Origin of the sequence: Hymenobacter lucidus, from assembly GCF_020447265.1 — a bacterium.
GTDB classification, from domain to species: Bacteria; Bacteroidota; Bacteroidia; order Cytophagales; family Hymenobacteraceae; genus Hymenobacter; species Hymenobacter lucidus.
In genome coordinates this window covers 747851-762276 of sequence record NZ_JAJADR010000001.1, presented here as the reverse complement: position 1 = coordinate 762276, position 14426 = coordinate 747851, and the positions used below count along the sequence as shown (strand labels likewise).

Genomic DNA, 14426 nt, shown 5'->3' with positions numbered 1-14426 from the left:
AGAAAGCAAGCCGCCGGCTAGTATGGCGGCTAAACCTTGATTATTTCTTTGTCTGGAGAGGACTAAAGCTGTTTTTAGTAATTCAGATGAATACCGTAGCTCTCTTTCTCCAGTACATCTTTCCACTGCGAAATCAACTTTTTGTAGGCTTTGCCCACGGGGCGAATGTTGCGCTCCATGTCGTATAATCCCAACGGATTGACGCGGTTGTTGTCTTCGCGCAGGGCCGTATCCCAGTCGACCTGGTCGATGAGAGAATACCAGGTGAAGCCCACCAGCGGCACGCCATCCTGCTTGAGCCGGTGGGCGTTGGCCCACTGCCGCCACAGCCAGTTCACGGCCAGCGGCTCCCGAATGTTGGTTTCGGTGTGCATCACGGGCAGGTGGTACCGGTCGAAGTATTGCTTGGTGACGACGTAGTAGCCGAAAATGTCGCCGCTGGGCACGATGCTGCCGTCGAGTTTGACGAGGTGCTCATTGGTTTCGTAGTAGTCGTTGCCCATGATGCAGCGGGCCTTGATGTCGGAACTTCCAAACCAGTGGTATTCGTCGCGGGTCATACCGTTGTCGAGCAGGTACTCATACATCGTGACCGAAACGGGGTAGCCGTAAGTTAGGTCGAGCGATAAAAACCGCTTCTCGTTCAGGAATTGGGCTTTCCCGAACATCTCCGGGCACTCGGGGTGGTAGTATTCCGAGCTTTCACTCTGGATGAAGGTGGCCTCGGGCTGCACTTCCAGAATAGCCTGCATGCCCATTACGTTGGCTTTGCAGAGGTTTTTGAGGGTCGTTACAAAGTCGCGGTCCGAGGATTTGCGTTCGTTCCACCAACCCATCTGCGCCGAGAAAAAGGCCGCAATGTAGATTTCGTTGATGGGGGTGTAGAACTGGATGTAAGGAAAGCGCTGGGCAAAAGCGCGGCAATAGTCGGCAAACAGGCGCGGGAAATCGGGGTTCTGGAAGTTGCCAATCCAGTCGGGCACTCCGAAGTGGCACAAATCCACGATGGGCGTAATGTTCATCTCGCGCAGGGCCCCGAAAGTCAGGTCGGTGAATTCCCAGTCGTATTGGTCGGGGCCGAGGTGGGTTTTGTAGTAAGGTGGGCCGTAGCGCAGAAACTCGATGCCCATTTCCTGCACCAATTCGAAGTCGCGCCGCCAGTTTTCGTAGTGCTTGGCCTTTTCCAGTTCATCCACGCGCTTTTCCTGGCCATTGGGCAGCAGAATGGTGGGGTAGCTATTCTCGATGCCGGTGGCAAACATGAATTTATTGGCGGGCATAGGCGGGCGTTTAGGATTGGCAGGGAGCTAAGCAGCGGGAAGTTTTTACGCAAGCAAGCAACAAACAGCGGATGGAGGTTGGATGAAGCGGCCCAAGCAGTCTTGTTTACGCCAACTCTCATATCAGTGCTTATCGATAGTTTATTTCTGCAAATCGGCTATTATTTATTGTTTATCAATAATAATATTTCTTTTTTTGAGCAACCTCTAATCAATCCTTTATGCCTTCTACCTATACTTCTCTTCCGCCCTTCCTGCGCCTGGTTCGGTGGCTGGCGGCGGCCCAGTACACCCTTTCGGCTTTGGGCATCATCCTTTACCTGAGCTTTAGCTTCTCGACGCTGCGCAGCGGCTACAGCACGGCTTCCGTAACGCTGCAGGTACAGGCCCCGCAGCAAGGGCAGCTCGGCAAGCCAGGCCGCGACTCACTGATGGTCAGCAAGCAGCCAAATGCTTACCGGCTAGTGTCACTTAGTGAGCGAATAAGGTTGAAATACATAGAGCAGAACCGGGTCAAAAAGCTTATACTAGAGTTGTTGGGCGTAATAAACTCCACAGCTGCGGGGCGCGACTCGCTGCCGCTAATGGTGTACTCGATGCTCACAGGCATGCTGCTATACCGGATCCTGAATGAGATGCAGATTGAGTCACCCTTCACGGAGAAGAATGCCCGGCGCATCCGCTGGCTGGGCCTGCTGATGATAGGAGTTGACCTCTACCAGTATCTGGCCCGGATACTTCTGGCCAGACTGGTACCGCCCGTGCCGATGCCGGGCCACAATGGTAGCATGGCCCAGTACGTGCTACTGGATGTGGGGCCGGAAATCGGGGCCTGGAAATTCGGCTTAGTTTTGCTGGTCATTGCGGCCGTGTACAAACGAGGCGTCATCATGGCGCAGGAAGCCGAACTGACCGTTTGATATGCCGATTATCGTAAACCTGGACGTGATGCTGGCCCGGCGCAAAATGTCGCTCAGCACCCTGGCCGCCGCCGTCAACATCACGCTGGCCAACCTCTCGATTCTGAAAAGCGGCAAAGCCAAAGCCGTACGGTTCAGCACGCTGGCCGCCATTTGCCAGGTGCTGGAGTGCCAGCCCGGCGACCTGCTCGAACACCGCCCCGACCCTGCCGACCTCTCACCCGTGAGTGAGTGAGTGAGTGAGTGAGTGAGTGAGTGAATGAATCTCAAAAAGAAAGCCTGCTAGTAGTAGCAGGCTTTCTTTTTGGACTTCAGTAAGTGTAGAACCTTACGCCGGCACGGCGGCGGCACCGAAACGGGCGTGCAGGTCGCGGCAGACTTGGGGCGACACCTGCAGGTATTGCAGCACATCAACCGTTTTCTCGCTGGATTTGCCTTTGTCGTCAACTTCGATGGTCACGTTTTCGAGCGACAGATAGCAGCAGTCTTCGTCGTTGGGGGCGGTGTGCAGGATGAGGCGGCCGTAGGGGTTGGTCGTTTCCTCGCCGGTCAGGGGCTGTAGATGGTCCCAGCGGGCCGCTTCGAGGGCGGCCTTGGTTGCTTCGGTATCGGGGAAGGCGGCGGCGGGCTGCGGAAAGGTGAGCTTTTCGGCCCACTGTCCGGCCCGCTCCGAGAAGGGCGCGCCAGCCTCGGAGTGGGACACAATCCAGGGAAAAGCCAGCAGAATAACCAGCTCGGCAAACCAGACTAAGTACAGCACAAACCCGCTGACCTTTACCGTGAAGATGCTCCACATGCCGTCTTCGGCAATGCGGGGCAGCATACTCAGCACGAGGTCGGGCCGGGCAATAATGCCCAGAAACGTATCGAGTTCGAAGGAAGTGTGGGTGATGGAAAACCGGCGGCCGGCATACTCGGTTTCCCCGGCGCCGTTGAGCAGCGTCAGGTACACAGCCCACTGAACGTACCACGCCCACAAGCCTATGGCAAGGGCCAGCCAGCCCACCAGGGCCGGGTTGCGCAGCTTGCCCACGGTCGTCATCCGGTTGAGCACATAGCCCAGTACGGCGCCGAAGCCCAGCGTGAGCAGCACGTTGATGTAGATGAAGGGAATGTACCAGGTGGCATACACGTAGGCAAAAGCCAGCACAACGGCCGCCACCAGGCCCACCACCACAAAGCCCAGAATACCGCCGACGGTTATTCGCCCGGAAGGTTTGTAATACACGCTCATAAACAGGAAAGGAGAAAAGGATAGAGAAAGGAGGAACGACAAAGAAGAGAAGACTTCGTGGAAACACCAATGTAAATATTGAAATGTTATTATATTATTTTAACCGTGGCCCCCAGCTATTCTGCCCAGACCGCTACGCACCAACGAGCAAACACCTGCCTTATCCTACCGCCAATTCAGCTGGGCAACACGGCGCGTTTAGGCATGAAAAAGCCCGATTCCTTACGGAACCGGGCTTTTTGTTTTTCCTGGGAGTCTAATTACCGCCGCTGCCGGAGACGGCGGCGCCGGGGCGTAGGTTGGTTTCGAAGAGCTTGAGGATGCGCTTGTACTCGTCGGTCCAGGAAGCGGGCTCCACAAAGCCGTGGTCTTCGACGGGGTACACGGCCAGTTCCCAGTTTTCCTTGTGCAGCTCAATCAGGCGCTGGCTCAGGCGCACGATGTCCTGGAAATGCACGTTGGTATCGACCATGCCGTGGCACATGAGCAGGGCGCCCTTCAGACCATCGGCGTAGTAGATAGGCGACGAGCGGGCGTAGGCGATGCTGTCGTTGTAGGGCTCGTTGAGGATGTTGTCGGTGTAGCCGTGGTTGTAGTGCGCCCAGTCGGTGACGGAGCGCAGAGCGGCCCCGGCCTTGAACACCTCGGGCTGGGTAAACATGGCCATGAGCGTGATGAAGCCGCCGTAAGAGCCGCCGTAGATGCCGATGCGCTGCGGGCTCACGCCGTACTTTTCGGCCAGCAGTTTGGCCCCGTCCACCTGGTCGGTGAGGTCTTTGCCGCCCATGTAGCGGTAGATGCCCGTGCGCACGGCCTGGCCGTAGCCGGCCGAGCCGCGGTAGTCAATATCGAGTACCGTGTAGCCTTTATCGACCAGCAGGTTGTGAAACATGTACTCGCGCGAGTACTGGCTCCACCACTTGTGGGCGTTTTGCAGGTAGCCGGCCCCGTGCACGAAAATAACGGCCGGACCCTGGGCTTCAGCTTTGGCCGGCCGGTAGAGGCGGGCATAGACATCGGCCCCGTCGCGGGCCTTGATGGCAATAACTTCCGGGTCGCGCCAGGGGTAACTCTTGAACTCTTCGGTGAGAGAATTGGTAATCTGCCGGGCTTTGGCGCCGGGCTTATTGGGCATCACATACAGCTCCCAGGGCTTGTTGGTGTAGCTGTAGCGCACGGCCAGGGTCTTTTCGTCCGGCGACATGGTGACTTCACTGGCGCCCGGCATCGTCGTAATCTGCGTCAGGGCACCGCCATTTACGGGCATACGGTAGAAGTGCTGCTCGCCGGGGTGGGTTTTGTTGGCCGTGAGGTACCACAGCTTTTTGTCGCGGCTGAGCTGCACTTTTTGTACCTCGAAGTTGCCACTGGTCAAGGCCTTTTTCTGGCTGCTGGCTACGTCCACGGTATAGAGGTGGGAGTAGCCACTTTCTTCGCTCTGAAACCACACCCGCTGATTATCGAGCCAGCCTACACTGCCCGCGCCGTAGCCGATGCCGGGCCCGTTGATCCAGGCTTCGTCGCGCTGCCGGTCGAGCAACCCGATTTTCTGAGTGGCCGGGTCCAGGCTCACAATCCAGCGGTCCTTATTGTCGCTGGAGCGGATGACCAGAAAGGCGTGCTGCCCGTTGTCGGACCAATACGGGCCGTAGGGTACCACGCGGCGCAGCTCGGTGGCGGGCTTGTCCTTCTTTTTGGCCGAAGCATTTTTAGCTGAATCGGCGGCTACGGGAGCTTTGGCCCGCAGCGTGTATTCCTTGCGGTAGGCCGGCTGCTCGTCGAGACCTTTCAGCTCCCTGTAGCCCAGCACAAAGGTCGTGTCGCGCCCGATATCGTAGATACCCAACTCGTAGGCAGTTTGCGGCGCACCTACTTTGGTGCGGGTCGAAAGGTCTTCGGTGAAGCCCGAGGCCGTCACGAAGCTGGGCACAATGGCTACTTTCTCGGCCGAGGGCTCTTGGGCCAGCCGGTAGGTGACGAAACGGCCATTGGGGCTGAGCTGCAGGTTTTCTAGCGTATTGGTGCCTAGCCATATAGCCTTGGGGCTAAGCCGAGCCACGGCTTTCTGCAGCCGCTGCCGGGCTTTCTGGTCCTGGTCGCGCTGCCGGATAACGTCGAACAGTGCCAGCTGCTGGGCTCGCAGAAACTTGTCGGACTTATCGGAAGTACCACTACCGGGCTTGTTGCCGCGCCGGAAATCGGTACGCTGCGTGGTTTCACCGGTGGCCGGGTCCCAGGTGTAGAGGTTGGAGGCGCGGGTGTAGCTGATGAGCTTGCCCTGGAGGGCAAAGGCCGGGTCGGTTTCCCGCTCGGTGGTGCGCGTCACGCGGCGCGTTTTGCCCGATTTCAACTCCAGCAGAAAAATGTCACCGTCTTTTTCGTACACCTTGCGGGCGTATTGTTGGTCGTATTCGCCGTTGGTGGTGGGCAGGGCACGCTGGTCGGCCAGGCTCACTTTGCGGATGGCACCCCCGCCCGGCGCCACGGTGTAGAGCGAGTCGCGGCGGGCTTTTTCGGGGTTCCAGTTGAAGTAAATCCGCTTGCCGTCTTCGCTCCAGCCAACGTTGGAAGGCGCACTACCGATCCACTGGGCCGGGTCGCGCATTATTTTCTCTACCGTCAGGGTGGTAAGCGAAGCGGTGGGTGGCGTAGTCTGGGCCAGTACGGCGCCCGTGGGCAGCAGCCAGACCAGGATTGGCAGGATAGAAGTGGAGCGCATGGGCAGCGAAAAAACGAGTGGAGCCCGCAAAATACGCAAGCCTCCGGCAAGGACACTACCGCGCCAAGCCACGTTGCAACAGTCCCGCCGAATCTAAACCTGGGCCTACAGCCCGCCTTTTTCCCACTGCCGCAGCTCGGCCTGCAGGTTGCGGCGGGCGGCGGCATCCAGCTTCTGCCGAAACTCGGGCGTCTGGTAGAGCACCGGGGAGTTCAGCAGCTTTTCGAGCACCTGCCGCCGCCCCCGCCGGTAGAGAATATCCGGCACGAGGCGGTATTCCTGCCGCACCTGCCGCGCGTACTGCCAGTAGTCGGCCTCGGGCGCACCCAGTATCTGCAGGTCGGCGTCGAGAAAAAGGTGTAGGTCGGTATCGGCGGCGGGCTGAGGCTGGGTATGGTCTTTGGTGCGCTCAATGAGGAACGCCACCCGTTGGCGCTGGGCGGGCGTCAAGCTGGTTTTGGCCATAAACTCCTGGGCCAGAGTGGCACTGCGGGCTTCGTTGTCGTCGCGCATGGGGTTGTATACCGCATCATGAAACCAGACGGCCAGCTGCACCAACGGCAGCTCCTGCACCTGCGCCTGGTGCTGTTCCACGGTTTCGAGCAGGGTGCGAATGTGGGCCAGGCTGTGGTAGTGCCGCCCCGAGCCCTCGTAGGCGGCCGTGAGCTGGCGGAACGTGGCCGTGCGCAGGGCATCAGCTACGCCGAGCTTAGCGGTAAGCTGCTGCCAGCGGGCTTCCAGAGTAGTCGGAGTCATAGGTTTGGTAGAAATAGGGTAGGCTTTACGAACGATATCAGTAGCGGAATAGATGTAGCAGGGCGCTAATTGGCCGTGGGCGCGCCGTACGGATTGGGGTTGCGAATTTCCAGGAAACGCTCGGGCGTGGGCAGCGGCCCGAAACCAAACTGGGTATACAGGCCGTGCGCATCGAGCGTAGCCAGCATTTTGCGGCGCAGGCCCTGCAGCTCCGGGTGCGCCCACACGCTACTCATCAGCCACTTCGACAAGCCCTGGCCCCGGAACTCTGCTAGCACGAATACGTCGCAGAGCCAGGCAAAGGTGGCATAGTCCGTCACGACGCGGGCAAAGCCGGCCAGGCGGCCATCGGGAGCATAGAGGCCGAAGTTGAGCGAATGAGCAATAGCCCGCTCCACGGTAGCCAGCGGAATATTCGCGGCCCAGTACGACTCCTGAGCCAGGTAGCGGTGAATAGCGGCCACGTCGAGGCGGGCCGGGTCGGTGCTGATGGTGAAGCGCTGCGGGTGCTGGTGCTCGACGAAAGTCATATGCGGGCGGGCGGGTTAAGCCTTGATTTACTGGTCCCGAAGCCAATTCGGGTCAACTGCAAATCTACCGGCTCCCGGGTCACACGCAAGCTAATCCTTCTCCGGCTCTATTCCGTTAGTATATACTTACGTCTATTCTTCACTCTCAATTAGTTGCCGATGAAACGTTTTTTCTCTGCTACGCTATTGGCCGCGCTGGTTGCGGGCGGCAGTACTGCCCAGGCCCAGACCACTACTTTCCAGGTGGGCGCCACCACGGTTTCGATGACGCCGCTGGCCACCAATCTGTCCATACCCTGGGAGCTGGTGTGGGGCCCCGACAATTATATCTGGATGACGGAGCGGGGCGGGCGCATTAGCCGCGTCAATCCGGCAACGGGCCAGGTGCTGCCTTTGCTTACGGTGGCCGACGTAACCCAAACCGGGGAAAGCGGCCTGCTGGGCATGGCCCTGCACCCCGATTTTGCCACCAACCCCTACGTCTACATCGTGTATAACTATACTGCCGGGGGTGATTTGAAGGAGAAGCTGGTGCGCTACACCTACTCCGCCACGGCCAATACGCTTACCAGTCCGCTCACTCTCCTGGGCAATATCACGGCTACTACCACGCACAGCGGCTCGCGCCTGCTGATTCTGCCGGACCGGACGCTGCTCATGACTACCGGGGATGCCCAGCTGCAACCCGAAGCCCAGAATGCAGGCTCCCTCAACGGCAAGATTCTGCGCCTGAACCTGGACGGCACCGTTCCGGCCAACAACCCCACGCCCGGCAGCCTGGTGTATACCCTGGGCCACCGCAATCCGCAGGGGCTGGTGCAGGCACCCAGCGGCAAAATCTACAGCTCGGAGCACGGCCCCAACAACGACGACGAGGTGAACCTGATTGAGCCGGGCCGCAACTACGGCTGGCCCAATGTGGAAGGCTTCTGCAACCTGCCCTCCGAACAAACCTTCTGCACCGCCAACAACGTGCGGGAGCCCCTGCGCGTCTGGACGCCAACTATTGCCACCGCCGGCATTACCTATTACAATCACCCAGCCATTCCGGAGTGGAACAACAGCCTGCTAATGATGGCTCTGAAAGGTACTCGGCTGGTGCATTTGCCCCTGAATGCCGCGGGCGAGGCTATCAGCACCGAAAACACTTACGTAACGAACATCGGCCGGCTCCGGGCCATCTGCGTGTCGCCGCAGGGGCGGGTGTTCATCTCGACCAGCAACGGCAACAACGACGGGCTGTACGTGCTCGAAAACCGGGCTTATACCCCCAACTCGACGAAGGCTGGTAGCAGCGCCCGCCTGAGCCTCTGGCCCAACCCGGCCCAGGGCACCGTAACGCTGCGGCTCCCTACGGCCTCGGCCGCCCCAGTACAAGCTACGGTGGTTGATGCTCTGGGACGCGTAGCCTACGCCACCCGCTTCGCCACCGGACAGACCGATTTGCAGCTGAACGTGGCCGGCCTCACCCCCGGCCTTTACACGGTGCAGGCCCAAACCGGAGCGGCCTACTACACGCAGCAGCTGGTAGTGAAGTAACCACAACCGACCTACAACAAAAAAAGGTGCTGCGGAATCCGCAGCACCTTTTTTATGGCTTATCTGGTAAGGCTGTAGGCCTACTCCAGCACCACTTTCCGGGTGATGGTATAGTCACCGACCTTCACCCGCAGGGTATAGATGCCGGTAGCCATTCCTTTCACCTGCAGCGGCGCCTCAACGGCACCAGCCTGCACGGCCAACGACTGGTTGAGCACCTGCTGACCCAGCGCGTTTAGCAGCGTGGCCTGCACGGTTTTAGTTTGCTCGGCACCGCGGATGCGCAGCGTGATGGCGCCCGTGTTGCTCGGGTTGGGGAATACGCTTACCTCACCGCCGGGCAGCTCCTTGGTATTGCTCAGCACGTTCTGCTGGGCGCAGATGGTGAAGGCACCCGTGGCATCGTTGGAGCCGTAGCCGGCTACCATCACGTAGTAGCGGGTGTTTGGGGCCAGAGCTACCGAGAACGTACCAACCGTCTGGTTGTTGCCAGCACTGGCGCGGCAGATTACCGAGGCAAGGGCCGTGGAGCACGAAGCAGCGGTGAAGATCCGTACCTGGCCGGCCGGGTTGCCGGTGGTCGTAATCTGCACGCCGGCCGTAGTTGGCGGCGTAGTCATGGTGAACCACACGTCTTTCGGCGCGTTCGAAGTGGTGCAGCCGGGGTTTACGTAACCGCTCGGAGCAGTAGTAGTAGCCCCGAAGTTGGTGGCGCTAACCGCCGCGCAGCTGTTAATACCAACCGGCAGGTTGATGGCACCACACACGTCGTTGTTGGCCGGTACCGGCGACAGAGTCGTGAAGCAAACTGGGCCAGCGGGTGCACTGAGGCCGGCCGTTACGCCGCTCGTGCCGCAGTTCTGGCTTACGTAGTAGCAATATTCAGTATTAGCCAGCAGGCCCGAAACATCCGTAAAGGTGCCGGTGAGACCCGTGAGGCGGGTGCCGCCCGACGAACCGGGCACGAAGCCTTGCAGACCGTACTCCACGTTGAAAGTAGCGCCTGCAATCGGGTTCGTCACCGACCAGTTGAGACGGGCGCTGGTAGTGGCCACGTTCGAGGCGTTTAGGCCAATCGGGGCGGGGCACAGCGTGTTGGTGCGTACGCACAGCTTGAATCGGCCAAAATCATCGTTGCCGTACTCAAATACGCGGATGTAGAGAACTTCACCAGGCGTACGGCCCGATACCTCCAGCATGGAGAACAGGTCACGGCCTTCATCGTCGCTGCAGTCTATCAGCGTCAGCGCGCCGCAGGTACCCGAGTAGATGGCCATACCGGTGTCATCAATGGCACTGCCAGCAACCGAGTCGGTAGAGGCAATGATGCTGCCCGTGGCGGGCACTACTACGCTGTACCATACGTCGCCACCGAGGTAGCTGGAGCAGCCGGGAGCCGGAGCGCCTACTGAGCTAGTAGCACCAGCGTTGGAGCCCACCAGGCGGCCGATGCAGTTGTTACCAAGCTGTACGGTAACGGCAGTAGCCGTAGCACACTCGTCATTAGCCGGAGGCGGCGACAACGTGGTGAAGGCAGCGGGGCCAGAACGTACACTGCTGCCGTTGGCACCGCCACAGTTCTGGGTTACATAGAACTGATATCTGGTACCGGGGGTCAGGGTGGTCAGGTTCAGCGAGTTGGTAGTAGTCGTTACCACCGTGCCCTGCGCGGAACCGGGGATGAAGCCGAAAACGCCGTACTCAACCGTGAATGGACCCGTACCGGCCGAAACCGTCCAGCCCAAGGTGGCAGAGTTCTGGGTGACGGCTGAAGCGGCCAGGCCCGAAGGCGCTGCGCAGGTAGCCGGCGGCGTTACGCAAATGGTAAATGCACCTGTAGCGTCACCCGAGCCGTAACCCGAAATGCTCACGTAGTAGGTTGTATTGGCAGTCAGACCGCTCAGGTCCAGCGTGCCGGCCCCGCCAGTAGCACTGGCTTTGCAACCAACCTGCGTGAATGGACCTGTGCAGGCAGCTGCCGAGAATACCCGAATCTGACCGGCAGGTGCGCCATTGGTGATAATGCTAACGCCGGTGCTGCTGCTGCCCGAAGCCGCAGTCGTAAACTTGAACCACACGTCAATAGGAGTAGCCGCAATGCCGCAACCGGGGTTGGTGTAACCACTTGGCGTCGTCGTCGTTGCAGCTACGTTAGAGCCCTGCGTAGGCGAAGCACAACCGGCCGCAAGAGCCACCGTAATAGCGCCGCAAGGGTCGTCGTTGACCGGAGGTGTGGCCACGCAGATGGTGAAGGCCGCAGCCGCAGCCGTAGGCGTGGTAGCGCTATAAGAGTACACGCGCACATAGTACGTGTTGCCCACCGTCAGACCGGTATAGGTCTTCTCATTAGGATCCGAGTAAGCAACCGACGTTAGCGCGGCGCAGCTACCCGACAGCAGTTGCTGCACGTAGTCGCCGGTACCGGTCAGCGTCACGATGTGGGCGGTAGCAGTAGCCGTGAACTTGTACCAGACGTCGTCGTCGGCCGTGCCGACCGGGGCAGCCAGGCCTGCAGTAGCACCCGCGCCTTCCAGCGTACCGCTGGTGGCGGTAGCGCAGGACGAGGTAGTGCTCGGCGTCAGCGTTACGGCGTCGGCACAGGCGTCGTTGGCCGGGGGTACAATCGGCGTCGGCGTTGTTACGCAGATAGTGAAGGCCGCAGCCGCTGCCGTAGGCGTAGTAGCACTATAGGAGTACACGCGTACATAGTACGTGGCACCTACCGTCAGACCGTTATAGATTTTGACGTTGGGGTCCGAGAAGCCAACCGAAGCCAGCGTAGCACAGCTGCCCGACAATACTTCCTGCACGTAGTCTCCGCTACCGGTCAGGGTAACGGTATGGGTGGTGCCGGTAGCCGTGAACTTGTACCATACATCATCATCAGCTGTGCCAACCGGCGTGGCCAGGCCCGTAGTGGCCGTAGCGCCTTCCAGCGTACCCGTAGTAGCTGTTGTGCAGGCTACATTCAGGGCTTCCGGCGTCAGGGTTACCGCACTGGCACAAGCGTCGTTGGCCGGGGGTAGAATGGCCGTCGGCGTCGTTACGCAGATAGTGAAGTTGGCCGCCGGGGCTATCTGAGCCGTGGCACTATAGGAATACACACGCACATAGTACGTGGCGCCCACCGTCAGACCGTTGTACGTTTTGGCATTGGGGTCGGAGAAACCGAAGGACGTCAAAGCGCCGCAGCTGCCCGACAGTACTTCCTGCACATAGTCACCGGTACCGGTTAGGGTAACGGTGTGCGAGGTGCCAGTGGCCGTGAACTTGTACCATACATCATCGTCAGCCGTGCCAACCGGCGTAGCCAGGCCCGTAGTGGCCGTAGCGCCTTCGACCGTGCCGCTGGTAGCGGCTGAGCAAGCCGCATTCAGAGCTTCCGGCGTCAGGGTTACTGCACTGGCGCAGGCGTCGTTGGCCGGGGCTGTCGAGGTGGTAACGCAAATGGTGAAGGCAGCACCAGTGCCGGAAAGAGCCGTAGAACTGTAGGAGTATACCCGCACAAAATACGTGGTACCGGGCGTCAGACCCGTGTAGGTCTTCACGTTGGGGTCAGAGAAAGCAACCGAGGTAAAGTTTCCGCAGGTACCCGACAGCAGTTCCTGTACCAGGTCGCCGCCTACCAGCGTCACGGTGTGCGTGGCAGCAGTAGCGGTAAATTTGTACCATACATCGTCGTCGGCCGTACCAACTGGCGTAGCTAGGCCCGTGGTGGCACCAGCACCTTCTACCGTACCGCTGGTGGCCGCCGTGCAGGCAGTGTTAGCCGCCGTTGGGGTCAGGGTTACCGCATCGGAGCAAGCATCATTAGCCGGAGGGGTGGACGTAGTAACGCAGATGGTAAACGCCGCCGCCGCCGCCGAAGGCAGCGCAGACCCATAGGAGTATACCCGCACATAATACGTGGAGCCAATTGTCAGGCCCGTGTAAACTTTAATGCTAGGGTCGGAGAAAGCAACGGAGGTGAGCGTAGCACAGCTGCCCGAAAGCAATTCCTGCACATAGTCGCCAGTGCCCGCCAACGTTACGGTATGCACCGCCGAGGTAGCCGTGAATTTGTACCACACGTCGTCGTCGGCCGTGCCGACTGGCGTGGCCAGGCCTGCAGTGGCCGAAGCTCCTTCAAGCGTGCCGCTAGTGGCAGCCGTGCAGGCGGTGTTGGCCGCCGTTGGGGTCAGCGTGACGGCGTTGGCGCAGGCATCATTGCCCGGAGGCGCTACGGCCCGGGTCGTGAAGGAAGCTACCGCGCTGATTGCGCTGTTGCCATTGGCTCCGCCACACACCTGGGTTACATAGAAGTCGTAGCCAGTGCTGGCTGTCAGGCCCGTGAGTGTAACGGAAGAAGTAGTGGAGGTAACGGTTGTAGCTTGGGCCGAGCCCGGCGTAAAGCCCGTGGGGCCATACTGAATGCTAAACGTGCCGCTGCCAACTGCCGACCACGTTACGGTGGCGGTGGTGTTGGTTAGGGAGGCCACGCTCAGGTTGCGGGGCTGCGGACAGGCTGCCTGAGCCGGAGGCGTGAAAGCGTAGATCTGACCGGTGGCCGGCTTTGTGTTGATGTTGGTATTCTCCGTGGTAGAGCTGGCCGTGGGGCTGGCCGTAGCATTGCTCAGCGAGAGGTAGGAACCACTGCCCGTACCAACGCCTGACAATCCGATGGAAGCACCTGACGTGGCAGTAGCCGTCGTCGCACCCGACTCCTGACGGTAGATAAATTCTACGCGGTTGGTGCCTTCGTACAGCTTCACCTGGAAGGAAAGAACCGGAGCACTGGCATCCCAGCGCCATTCCCAGTTCAGCCATTCGAAGGTAAATACCCGGTTGGGCGCTGTGCCGGTGGTGATGTAGGTACCGGTGGCAGTGGCCCCGGTAGGGTTGCCGTCCAGGTCGTCAAGCAGGGGCGCTACCAGCGGCCGGGTAGTGGCTCCTGCGGTGGCCAGCGCACCAGAGTGGTTGGCCGTGCCAGCCGTGTTAAAGCTCAGGTAGCCGTTAGAAGAAGCTTTAACCTGCGTGTAAGTGCTGCCATCAAAAACGAAGCTAAATCCTAATGGAATAGCTCCCGACAGGTAACTATCGGCAGCCATGCCGGCTACTACTGTGCCTCCACTAATAGGAGTAAACGTACCCTGCGACGCAGCAAGGGTATAGGTGTCGACCTGCGCGCTGGCCGGGCCGGCTAGTCCCAGCCACAGGCTCAGGAGAAAGAGGGCGGCTCCTCGCCACTGCTTACTACACCGTGCAGTATAAGCAGTTACGCGACTCGCCAATTGGCGTAAAGGTTTTTTCATCATCAAATAAGTAGATGGGGTGAAAAGAGAAAAACTGTAAAACAGGTGGGTTCGCACACAAGCCGAGAAGGGCTAAGCTAGGCCAATAAACACACTCCTCGAATGTCCTAAATCTAAGACAGAGTTTTCAAATAGTGAAACTGTCATATCAAATTAG

The 14426-nt window shown here is 59.6% G+C and carries 9 protein-coding genes; 3 read left to right on the top strand and 6 right to left on the bottom strand.

From position 1 onward, the window contains the following. Positions 1-74: 74 nt before the first annotated feature. Complete coding sequence (locus LGH74_RS03135) at positions 75-1280, bottom strand: family 1 glycosylhydrolase (protein WP_226171788.1); 1206 nt, start codon at positions 1278-1280, stop codon at positions 75-77. Between the two features lie 221 nt (positions 1281-1501). Here LGH74_RS03135 and LGH74_RS03130 point away from each other — a divergent pair, with 221 nt between their 5' ends. Both LGH74_RS03130 and LGH74_RS03125 read left to right on the top strand, forming a co-directional pair. After that, complete coding sequence (locus LGH74_RS03130; RefSeq protein ID WP_226171784.1) at positions 1502-2200, top strand: DUF2975 domain-containing protein; 699 nt, start codon at positions 1502-1504, stop codon at positions 2198-2200. 1 nt (position 2201) lies between these two features. Further along, the gene (locus LGH74_RS03125; RefSeq protein WP_226171782.1) at positions 2202-2435 is read left to right on the top strand and encodes a helix-turn-helix domain-containing protein; all 234 of its coding nucleotides are present in this window, start codon (positions 2202-2204) and stop codon (positions 2433-2435) included. A gap of 93 nt (positions 2436-2528) precedes the next feature. Here the strand turns inward: LGH74_RS03125 and LGH74_RS03120 are convergent, their stop codons facing one another. The 4 genes from LGH74_RS03120 to LGH74_RS03105 all read right to left on the bottom strand — a co-directional run bounded on the left by LGH74_RS03120 (position 2529) and on the right by LGH74_RS03105 (position 7439). After that, the gene (locus tag LGH74_RS03120; protein WP_226171780.1) at positions 2529-3434 is read right to left on the bottom strand and encodes a hypothetical protein; all 906 of its coding nucleotides are present in this window, start codon (positions 3432-3434) and stop codon (positions 2529-2531) included. A gap of 256 nt (positions 3435-3690) precedes the next feature. Further along, entirely contained in the window at positions 3691-6153 is a 2463-nt protein-coding gene (locus tag LGH74_RS03115) for a S9 family peptidase (protein ID WP_226171778.1), read from the bottom strand. Between the two features lie 105 nt (positions 6154-6258). Next, the gene (locus tag LGH74_RS03110) at positions 6259-6909 is read right to left on the bottom strand and encodes an HD domain-containing protein (protein ID WP_226171776.1); all 651 of its coding nucleotides are present in this window, start codon (positions 6907-6909) and stop codon (positions 6259-6261) included. A 65-nt stretch (positions 6910-6974) separates the two neighbouring features. After that, positions 6975-7439, bottom strand: a complete 465-nt coding sequence (locus LGH74_RS03105; RefSeq protein ID WP_226171774.1) for a GNAT family N-acetyltransferase — start codon at positions 7437-7439, stop codon at positions 6975-6977. Between the two features lie 159 nt (positions 7440-7598). Here LGH74_RS03105 and LGH74_RS03100 point away from each other — a divergent pair, with 159 nt between their 5' ends. Next, a complete protein-coding gene (locus tag LGH74_RS03100) occupies positions 7599-8978 on the top strand; it encodes a PQQ-dependent sugar dehydrogenase (RefSeq protein ID WP_226171772.1) in 1380 nt (459 codons plus the stop codon). 80 nt (positions 8979-9058) lie between these two features. On the opposite strand, the gene LGH74_RS03095 is transcribed toward LGH74_RS03100, so the two are convergent. Further along, positions 9059-14269, bottom strand: a complete 5211-nt coding sequence (locus LGH74_RS03095) for a fibronectin type III domain-containing protein (protein ID WP_489146032.1) — start codon at positions 14267-14269, stop codon at positions 9059-9061. Between the last annotated feature and the right edge of the window lie 157 nt (positions 14270-14426).

Bases quoted from the DNA above. Each gene is read 5' to 3' on its own strand.
- LGH74_RS03135 (WP_226171788.1), bottom strand. From the start codon at position 1,280: ATGCCCGCCAATAAATTCATGTTTGCCACCGGCATCGAGAATAGCTAC.
- LGH74_RS03130 (WP_226171784.1), top strand. From the start codon at position 1,502: ATGCCTTCTACCTATACTTCTCTTCCGCCCTTCCTGCGCCTGGTTCGG.
- LGH74_RS03125 (WP_226171782.1), top strand. From the start codon at position 2,202: ATGCCGATTATCGTAAACCTGGACGTGATGCTGGCCCGGCGCAAAATG.
- LGH74_RS03120 (WP_226171780.1), bottom strand. From the start codon at position 3,434: ATGAGCGTGTATTACAAACCTTCCGGGCGAATAACCGTCGGCGGTATT.
- LGH74_RS03115 (WP_226171778.1), bottom strand. From the start codon at position 6,153: ATGCGCTCCACTTCTATCCTGCCAATCCTGGTCTGGCTGCTGCCCACG.
- LGH74_RS03110 (WP_226171776.1), bottom strand. From the start codon at position 6,909: ATGACTCCGACTACTCTGGAAGCCCGCTGGCAGCAGCTTACCGCTAAG.
- LGH74_RS03105 (WP_226171774.1), bottom strand. From the start codon at position 7,439: ATGACTTTCGTCGAGCACCAGCACCCGCAGCGCTTCACCATCAGCACC.
- LGH74_RS03100 (WP_226171772.1), top strand. From the start codon at position 7,599: ATGAAACGTTTTTTCTCTGCTACGCTATTGGCCGCGCTGGTTGCGGGC.
- LGH74_RS03095 (WP_489146032.1), bottom strand. From the start codon at position 14,269: ATGAAAAAACCTTTACGCCAATTGGCGAGTCGCGTAACTGCTTATACT.